At 63.9% G+C, this 8,011-nt stretch carries 9 protein-coding genes; 7 read left to right on the top strand and 2 right to left on the bottom strand.

Features of this window, described 5'->3' with window-relative positions; translation table 11 throughout:
• Window positions 1-187 precede the first annotated feature (187 nt).
• The 3 genes from NKJ15_RS26030 to leuC all read left to right on the top strand — a co-directional run bounded on the left by NKJ15_RS26030 (window position 188) and on the right by leuC (window position 3,350).
• Window positions 188-1,003 carry an amino acid ABC transporter permease gene (locus NKJ15_RS26030; protein ID WP_352470797.1) on the top strand — a complete coding sequence of 272 codons (816 nt, stop codon included), beginning with the start codon at window positions 188-190 and terminating at the stop codon, window positions 1,001-1,003.
• 52 nt (window positions 1,004-1,055) lie between these two features.
• Window positions 1,056-1,691 (top strand): class I SAM-dependent DNA methyltransferase, encoded by a 636-nt coding sequence (locus tag NKJ15_RS26025; RefSeq protein WP_352615448.1) that lies wholly within the window; start codon window positions 1,056-1,058, stop codon window positions 1,689-1,691.
• Between the two features lie 249 nt (window positions 1,692-1,940).
• A complete protein-coding gene (gene leuC, locus NKJ15_RS26020; protein ID WP_352770247.1) occupies window positions 1,941-3,350 on the top strand; it encodes a 3-isopropylmalate dehydratase large subunit in 1,410 nt (469 codons plus the stop codon).
• Between the two features lie 58 nt (window positions 3,351-3,408).
• Here the strand turns inward: leuC and NKJ15_RS26015 are convergent, their stop codons facing one another.
• Window positions 3,409-3,720: a hypothetical protein gene (locus NKJ15_RS26015; protein ID WP_352818415.1), complete on the bottom strand. Its 312-nt coding sequence runs from the start codon at window positions 3,718-3,720 to the stop codon at window positions 3,409-3,411.
• Between the two features lie 160 nt (window positions 3,721-3,880).
• On the opposite strand from NKJ15_RS26015, the gene NKJ15_RS26010 reads away from it, so the two are divergent.
• Both NKJ15_RS26010 and NKJ15_RS26005 read left to right on the top strand, forming a co-directional pair.
• Window positions 3,881-5,077 (top strand): GGDEF domain-containing protein, encoded by a 1,197-nt coding sequence (locus NKJ15_RS26010; RefSeq protein ID WP_352818412.1) that lies wholly within the window; start codon window positions 3,881-3,883, stop codon window positions 5,075-5,077.
• A 76-nt stretch (window positions 5,078-5,153) separates the two neighbouring features.
• Entirely contained in the window at window positions 5,154-6,374 is a 1,221-nt protein-coding gene (locus NKJ15_RS26005; protein WP_352818409.1) for a GGDEF domain-containing protein, read from the top strand.
• Here NKJ15_RS26005 and NKJ15_RS26000 read toward each other — a convergent pair.
• Complete coding sequence (locus tag NKJ15_RS26000; protein ID WP_352450158.1) at window positions 6,358-6,717, bottom strand: hypothetical protein; 360 nt, start codon at window positions 6,715-6,717, stop codon at window positions 6,358-6,360. The two genes, NKJ15_RS26005 and NKJ15_RS26000, sit on opposite strands and share 17 nt — an antisense overlap.
• 251 nt (window positions 6,718-6,968) lie before the next feature.
• Between NKJ15_RS26000 and NKJ15_RS25995 the strand changes: the two genes are divergently transcribed.
• Together NKJ15_RS25995 and sdhC are read left to right on the top strand one after the other, a co-directional pair.
• Complete coding sequence (locus tag NKJ15_RS25995; protein WP_352470792.1) at window positions 6,969-7,349, top strand: hypothetical protein; 381 nt, start codon at window positions 6,969-6,971, stop codon at window positions 7,347-7,349.
• Window positions 7,350-7,591: 242 nt separating this feature from the next.
• Window positions 7,592-8,011, top strand: coding sequence for a succinate dehydrogenase, cytochrome b556 subunit (sdhC, locus tag NKJ15_RS25990; RefSeq protein WP_292663224.1), 420 nt, complete (start codon window positions 7,592-7,594; stop codon window positions 8,009-8,011).

The raw sequence follows: 8,011 nt of genomic DNA, 5'->3' as shown, positions 1-8,011 counted from the left end.
GCGCTCGTGTCCTCGAATGGCATCCCGAACCTCCCGGCGCAAAGCGCGCCAAACTGTTCGCGATGTCCTCGCACACCTGTTCGCGATGTCTCCGGTCCAAACACCCCCTTGAGGGGGAGATGGCCGGCAGGCCAGAGGGGGGTGTGACAGAACGCTGCCTTCGTGACTCTGTTATCGGTACCGCTTGATGCCGTCGGCGCCTCTCGCCTCAGCCAAATCCGACTTCCCGTGGTGGCTTGCCGTGGCCGTGGCGATCGCCTTGGCCGCCGCCATCTTCATCGCTGCCAGCGACGTCTATGCCCAGGTCTTCGCAACCGTCGCCAAGGGCATCGGCGTCACCATCTTCGTCACGGTGGTCGCCTTCGCGCTGGCTTGCGCGATCGGCCTCGGCGTCGCGCTGATGGGCCTGTCGGGCTCACGCTGGCTCAGCCAGATCGCACGCTTGTACGTCGAGATCATCCGCGGCGTGCCGATGCTGGTGCTGTTGTTCTGGATCGCCTTTGCCGGCGCGCCGGCCTTCGTCGCGGCATGGAACGCGCTGATGGCGCCGCTGCAAAGCGCCGGCCTCTTCGGTGAGCTGCTGGTACGCGACGTGTCGTTGCTTTGGCGCGCCGTCATGGCGCTGACCATCGGCTATTCGGCCTTCATCTCGGAGGTGTTCCGCGCCGGTATCCAGGCGGTCGAGAAGGGGCAGATCGAAGCGGCCAAGGCGCTCGGGCTGACGCGCACCCAGCGCTTCCGGCTGGTCATCTTTCCGCAGGCGATCCGCACTATCCTGCCGCCGCTCGGCAATGATTTCGTCGCCATGGTCAAGGATTCCTCGCTGGTCTCGGTGCTCGGCGTCGCCGACATCACCCAGATGGGCAAGATCTACGCCGCCGGCTCGTTCCGCTTCTTCGAAACCTATTCGATCGTCGCCTATATCTATCTCATCCTGACCGTCGGCCTGTCGTTGGCCTTGCGGGCGCTGGAGAAGCGGCTGCGCCACCAGCATGGGGAATAGAAGGCAGGCGAAAACGGCGCTACCATCGAGCGGACGCGACCGGGGAGGACCCATGATCATCGACAAGGCCAATGCGGCGCTGGAAGCGGTCTATACGGCCGACACGCCCGAGACGCTCGCCAAGGCCTATGCGCAATGGGCCGCGACCTATGACGGCGAAACCGCGGCGCTCGGCTATCTCCTGCCGTTCCTGATCACCGCCTGGGTGGCGCGCCATGTGCCGCCGGGCGAAGGGCCGCTGCTCGACGCCGGTTGCGGCACCGGCCTGTCGGGGCCGTCGCTCAAGGCACTCGGCTACCACGATATTGCCGGGCTCGACCTGTCGCAGGACATGCTGAAAATCGCCGGCAGCCGGCAGGCCTACAGCGAGCTGAAACAGGCGATGCTCGGCGGGCCATTGCCTTGGGCGGACGGGTATTTCCGCGCCTTTTTCTCGACCGGCGTGTTCACCATCAGCCACGCACCGGCGTCGGGCCTGCATGAACTGATACGCATCACCAGGACGGGCGGCCACGCCATCTTCACGGTCCGCGACCAGGTGTTTGAAAGCGGCGGGTTCAAGGCCGTGTTTGGCGAACTGGAGCAGGCGAAAAAATGGCGGCCGGTCGAGGAGAGCCCGTGGTTCCGCTGCTATGCAATCGCCGAGCCCGACGCGCTGGTGAAGACCTTCGTGTTCAAGGTGCTGTGAAGCGCCTGCGAAGGCAGACGCGATTGCTGAAAAGCCAAAACATTGATATGAGCAGCGCCATGGAAGAGCTTTTTGGCGATCCGGCCTATAAAGGTTTCGTGCTGCAGGACAGGAAACGCCTGCCGTCGCGATTTTCCGCGCGCGTTTCCGGCGCTCTGACCAGCCGACTTCGCTAGGGCAGACTCGCCAGGCTGCTTCGCCGGGCCGACCGGCGTCCTTTTCCCTTTTTAAATCGACGGATTTACGCACATGAGCGCACCGCGCACCCTCTACGACAAGATTTTCGACGACCATGTCGTCGACCGCCAGGACGACGGCACCTGCCTGCTCTATATCGACCGCCATCTGGTCCACGAAGTCACCAGCCCGCAGGCTTTCGAAGGCCTGCGCATGACCGGCCGCAAGGTTCGGCATCCGGAAAAGACGCTGGCCGTGGTCGACCACAATGTGTCGACCTCGCCCGAGCGCAAGTTCGGCATCAAGAACGAGGAAAGCCGCATCCAGGTCGAGGCGCTGGCCAAGAACGCCAAGGATTTCGGTATCGAATATTATTCCGAGAAGGATATCCGCCAGGGCATCGTCCACATCATCGGTCCCGAGCAAGGCTTTACGCTGCCCGGCATGACCATCGTCTGCGGCGACAGCCACACCTCGACGCATGGCGCGTTCGGGGCGCTGGCGCATGGCATCGGCACCTCGGAAGTCGAGCATGTGCTGGCGACGCAGACGCTGATCCAGCGCAAGGCCAAGAACATGCTGGTGCGCGTCGACGGCGCACTGCCGGAAGGCGTCACCGCCAAGGACATCATCCTTGCCATCATCGGCGAGATCGGCACGGCCGGCGGCACCGGCTATGTCATCGAATATGCCGGCGAGGCAATCCGTGCGCTGTCGATGGAAGGCCGCATGACGATCTGCAACATGTCGATCGAAGCCGGCGCGCGCGCCGGCCTGATCGCGCCCGACGAGACCACCTTCGCCTATGTCAAGGACAAGCCGCGCGCCCCCAAGGACGAAGCCTGGGACGCCGCGCTCGCCTACTGGAAGACGCTGCAGTCCGACGAAGGCGCGCATTTCGATAAGGTGGTCGTGCTCGACGCGGCAAAGCTGCCGCCGATCGTCTCCTGGGGCTCCTCGCCCGAGGACGTGGTCTCGGTGCAAGGCATCGTGCCGAACCCGGACGACATCACTGATGAGAACAAGCGCACCTCCAAGCAGCGCGCACTCGACTATATGGGCCTGAAGCCGGGCACCAAGATCACCGATATCGAACTCGATCGCGTCTTCATCGGCTCCTGCACCAATGGCCGCATCGAGGATCTGCGCGCCGCCGCCAAGGTGATCGAGGGCAGACAAGTCAATCCGCGGGTCAGTGCGATGATCGTGCCGGGCTCCGGCCTGGTCAAGGAACAGGCAGAGGCCGAAGGCCTCGACAAGATCTTTGTCGCCGCCGGCTTTGACTGGCGTGAGCCGGGCTGCTCGATGTGCCTTGCCATGAACGACGACCGGCTGAAGCCGCATGAACGCTGCGCCTCGACCTCGAATCGCAATTTCGAGGGGCGCCAAGGCTTCAAGGGCCGGACGCATCTGGTGTCGCCGGCAATGGCCGCGGCGGCGGCGATCGCCGGCCATTTCGTCGACATCCGCGAGTGGAAATAGGGCAGGCGCGCGCAGTCGGATATGAGGAGCCCGAGCCGCAATGCGGTTCGGGCATTCTTCAGTCGGGCCGCCTGACGAATTCGTGGAATCCCTCACGGCGGCCGGGTTGGTCCTTTGCGACGACCAGCGCCAGTTGGCGCTCGTCGAAGAGTTTGAACCATTCGTCCCATTCGACCAGTTCGTAGCCGCCGGCATTGACCGGGCGTTCGGCCTCATCCTGGTCCTGGTAGGCATGCTGGCCGAAGACCAGCCTCAGCATGGGCTGCGTTCCGGCTTCGGGCGACACGTCGACGATCGCCGGAAAGCCGGCGCGTGCCGCGGCCCATGAGCGAATTGCATCGTGATCGGTCAGCATGATCGTGGCGGCCATCGGAGCATCTCCTGGTTGCCGTCGTGAAACGCCGCTCGCCGTTCGCGGTTCCGCCCAGCGGCTTTGTCGACGTACCTGTCGTATATTCGCTTTCGCTTAACCGCTTGTTTGGGCTTCCGCTCTAAGGTCCTCCAAGGGAAGCGAGGGGAAATTACAGCGCTTGGACACCGGCCTGCTCATAGCGCTGCTCAATCCAGGCATCGCCCTCACACTCGGCGCGGCATTTCTCGTGCTGTGGTTCTATCAGCGCCACCGTCCCTATCTGGCTGTGCTGGCGGTGGGCTACTCGGCCTCGGCCGCAGGCTTCCTGCTCCAGTATTTCACGCTGCCGGTCGGCATGGCACCGACCAAGCTCATCTCGATCCTGTGCTTCACCTTCGCCACCTGCTGTCTCGCCGGCGCGGTCATTGCGCGCTATGGGCGGCGCGTGCCTTACCCGGCGGTCGGCATTCTGGCCTGCGGCGGCCTGGCCGCGTTCTCGTGGTTTCTTTTTGCCCGGCCGGATCTCACCTGGCGCATTCTTGCCATCAATTTCAGCTTCGGCGGCATCAGCCTGGTTGTCGCCGCCGAGTTGCGCGTGGTGCGCAACAACGGCCCGACAGAAATGATCCTGTTCGTGCTGTCGCTGCTTTCCGGCCTGAACTTCCTGGCGCGGACGCTTGCCGTCGTCATCGCGCATGGGCCGTTCACCAGCTATGAAGGGCTTTACTCTTCGTCCTACTGGACGACGGCTCTGCTGTCGCATGCATTGCTGTCGCTGCTCATCGCGCTTTGCCTGTTCGGCGCCGCCGCGCTCGATGTGATGAAGGCCCTGAAGACCGAAACCCTGACAGACCCGCTGTCGGGCCTGCTCAACCGCCGCGGGTTCGAGGAGCGCGCCACGCTGGTCCTGCAGCACTGTGCCACGGCGCGATTGCCGGTTGCGCTGGTGCTGTCCGATCTCGATCATTTCAAGGCGCTGAACGACCAGCATGGCCACGCAGCCGGGGATCGCGTCATCGCCGATTTCGCCGCCAAGCTTCTGTCGGCTGCAGGCACGGGCGGCGTTGCCGGCCGCATCGGCGGCGAAGAGTTCGCCGTGCTGTTGCCGCTCAGCGACCTTGGCGCGGCAAGACTGTTTGCCGAAACCATTCGCACGCTCTATTCGGCGGACAGAATCGACGGGCTTCCGCCCGAGACAAGAGTGACCGCCAGCTTCGGCGTGGCCGCCCGCACCAGCGACGAAGGGCTGGACCTGCTGATGCGCCGCGCCGACGAAGCGCTCTACAGAGCCAAAAGGAGTGGCCGCGACAGCGTATGCCTGTCCTATCAGCGGCCTGAAACGGTCGTCCTTCCCAATAGGACCAGTGCTGGCTGAGCGTCAGCGGCGGCTTCGAATTAATGTCTTTTTCGCGCGTTGGTGATTTGCTGTTCGGGGGGAGTGCCAAAACACCATGGGCAGCGCTAATTTCATCCTGCTGATCAACCTGTTCGTTGCCGGGCTGCTGGCGGCGGCCTTCATGACGATCGCGGTCTATGACGCCGGCCGGGTGTCGGCACGCTGGCTGGCGTTCGGCTATGTGCTCGGCACGGCTTATTTCGCGATCGAGTTCAGCATTCCTGCCTTCGACAATGCGCGCCCCGTGGTTGTCGCCGCCTTTGCCGCCTTCCTTGGCGCTACCGTCGCCTTCAATGGCGGGCTTGCCCATAAATACCGCGTTTCGCCGCCTTGGCCGCCGATGCTGTTCTTCCTGGTCTTCGCCACCCTCGCGGTCTACTTCGTGCAGGACCTGCCACGCCAATCCTTTGTGCGAATGGCGGCCTACCAGCTTCCCTATGCGGCCATGCAGTTCACCGGGCTGGCGATCGTCTTGTCGTCCAGGCAAAGACGCGAGCGGCTCGACTATATGCTGATGGCTGTCCTGGCGGCCAGCACGTTGCAGTTCGCCAGCAAACCCTTCATCGCGCATGCGCTTGGTGGCTGGGGCGCCAACCCGCAATCTTATGCGCAGACCAGCTATGCGTTGGTGTCGCAGTCGGTCGGCACCGTGTTCGGCCTGGCGCTTGCGCTGGTGACATTGGCTATCCTGGTCCGCGACGTGCTCGCCGAGGCGACGTCGAAATCGGAAACCGACACGCTTTCGCGGCTGCTCAACCGTGGCGGCTTCGAGCGCCATGCCCAAATCGCACTGCGTGACGCCATGCGGCGCGCCGTTCCGGCGGCACTGGTCATTGCCGATCTCGACCATTTCAAGCGCATCAACGATACTTACGGCCACGCGTCGGGCGATCGGGTCATCGAGAGCTTTGCCGGTTTTCTCCGCGATGCCGCGGCCGACCATCATGTCGCCGGCCGCATCGGCGGCGAGGAATTCGCTATTTTCCTGCCGGGGACCAATCTAGCCGCCGCCCGGCTCTTTGCCGAGGGCACGCGTAGCGCCTTCGGTGCCACGCCGATCGACTGCCTGCCCGCGGATCACCGCTGCAGCGCCAGCTTCGGCGTTGCCGAGCTTGGTCCGGGCGAAAGCTTTTCCGACCTGCTGCGGCGCGCCGACAAAGCGCTCTATCAGGCGAAGGGCAGTGGTCGCGATTGCGTGCGTGTCTCGGTGGGGCCGGCTGTTGCCCTGCCGGCGCCGTCAACCAAGGGCGGCGTGGCCGTCAGCGGCAGGGGCTGAGCTCTGGCATTTCGCCGTCGGAGAGGCCGTACATATAGCTGCGGCCCTTGACGAAAACCGGCGGCCTATAGCAGTCGCCGCCGCGGACATCGTCCGATTCGTTTTCGTAGATCACGTCGGGCTGGCCGGCGCTGGTGTAGTCGGACAATTCCTTGGCCAGCTTGCCCTCGCCAACGAGGATACGCTTGTAGCCGGCGGCGCTGTCGATGACGAGATTGCCGAAGGAATCGGCATAGACGCGGTCATGATGGCGCGTCCCGGCGAATGCCGGTGCGACGACGCCGACGGCGAGCGCCGCCAATAGGAACCAGGGAAGGCGCGATCCTGCTGAATTCGAATGCATGGCGTGCTGCTCCAGTTGCTGAGAGGCAAGCCTCCTCGAATCAGAAATTAACCTTTTATTAACCTTTGTTAAGAGGGCAACCGCAGCAGGGGCGAGGTCTCGGAAAATATGGTTAATACCCGATCGCCCACCGGCCATCATTCGGCCATGCCTTGTTCCCACCATCCCCAGCATCGGGCGCGACTCAAAAAGCATGAAATCCGGTGGCTTGCCGGAGCATCGCGGCGGGCTCGATGCGCGGGGAAAGCAGCATGAGATTACGCCGCACGTTTCGGATGGCGCTGGCCATTCCGCCGCTGCTGGCTGCAGCCGCCTGCGCGCCGCAGACCAGCGCGCCCAAGCTCGGCAACACGGCCGCCGCTTCCGTGTCGCTTGCTCCGGCTGCTAGCGAACCGACGGCACCGCAGCCGCGCACAGCTACTTACAACTGCGCCGACGGCAGCGTGATGACCATCGAGAATCTCGGCACGTCGGTGCGCGTCCTCGGCCAGAACGGCGCCAGCGCCGAGCTGCCGGCCTCACCGGCCAATCAGACCAGCCGTTACGGCGAGGCGCATGACGCAATCGTGATCGATGGGCGTGAGGCGCTGGTGATGAAGGGCGGTGCACCACCGCTGGCCTGCAAGCGCTGATCCGCCCCTTGCGCCAGCCATATTTTGCAGTGCGGCGACATTGTGCCGGCGCAAGGCGACAGCCCTAATCGATTGAAGCTGAAAGCCTGGCTTTCATCAGACTAAATTACGTTTTCGAAACGGTTTTCCGGCTTTGACGCGGTGCAAAAAGAGCATTAGAAACCGGCTGTCCGAAGTCGCAACCGGAAGCGGTAATGCCGCATTCCCACCTGAGGCTCCAGAGACGCCGAACTGGGGGAGCCATGAGCAAATCACCAGCCACCCGCGAATTTGCCAGGCGTGAACGGCCGCTTTCGCCGCATCTGACCGTCTATCGGCCGCCGATCACCATGACGATGTCGATCGTCCACCGCATCACCGGCGGGGCGCTCTATTTCGGCACGCTGCTGGTCGCGCTGTGGCTGATGGCGGCGGCGAGCTCGGAGGCGACCTTCAACGCCGTAAACTGGGCCTTCGGCTCGTGGCTGGGACGGCTGGTGCTGTTCGGCTACAGCTGGGCGCTGATGCACCACATGCTGGGCGGTGTGCGCCATCTTATCTGGGACACTGGGGCAGGGCTGGAAAAGCATACGGCATCGAGGATCGCCTGGGCGACGCTTGCCGGCTCGGTCACGCTGACGCTGCTGATCTGGATCGCCGGCTACATGGCGCGGGGAGCCTGA

Origin of the sequence: Mesorhizobium sp. M0207, from assembly GCF_040321995.1 — a bacterium.
Taxonomy (GTDB): Bacteria; Pseudomonadota; Alphaproteobacteria; order Rhizobiales; family Rhizobiaceae; genus Mesorhizobium.
This window is presented reverse-complemented; position numbering and strand designations above follow the sequence as displayed.

Excerpts from the sequence above, each read along its gene's own strand:
- NKJ15_RS26030 (WP_352470797.1), top strand. The coding sequence starts at position 188 with ATGCCGTCGGCGCCTCTCGCCTCAGCCAAATCCGACTTCCCGTGGTGG.
- NKJ15_RS26025 (WP_352615448.1), top strand. The coding sequence starts at position 1,056 with ATGATCATCGACAAGGCCAATGCGGCGCTGGAAGCGGTCTATACGGCC.
- leuC (WP_352770247.1), top strand. The coding sequence starts at position 1,941 with ATGAGCGCACCGCGCACCCTCTACGACAAGATTTTCGACGACCATGTC.
- NKJ15_RS26015 (WP_352818415.1), bottom strand. The coding sequence starts at position 3,720 with ATGGCCGCCACGATCATGCTGACCGATCACGATGCAATTCGCTCATGG.
- NKJ15_RS26005 (WP_352818409.1), top strand. The coding sequence starts at position 5,154 with ATGGGCAGCGCTAATTTCATCCTGCTGATCAACCTGTTCGTTGCCGGG.
- NKJ15_RS26000 (WP_352450158.1), bottom strand. The coding sequence starts at position 6,717 with ATGCATTCGAATTCAGCAGGATCGCGCCTTCCCTGGTTCCTATTGGCG.
- NKJ15_RS25995 (WP_352470792.1), top strand. The coding sequence starts at position 6,969 with ATGAGATTACGCCGCACGTTTCGGATGGCGCTGGCCATTCCGCCGCTG.
- sdhC (WP_292663224.1), top strand. The coding sequence starts at position 7,592 with ATGAGCAAATCACCAGCCACCCGCGAATTTGCCAGGCGTGAACGGCCG.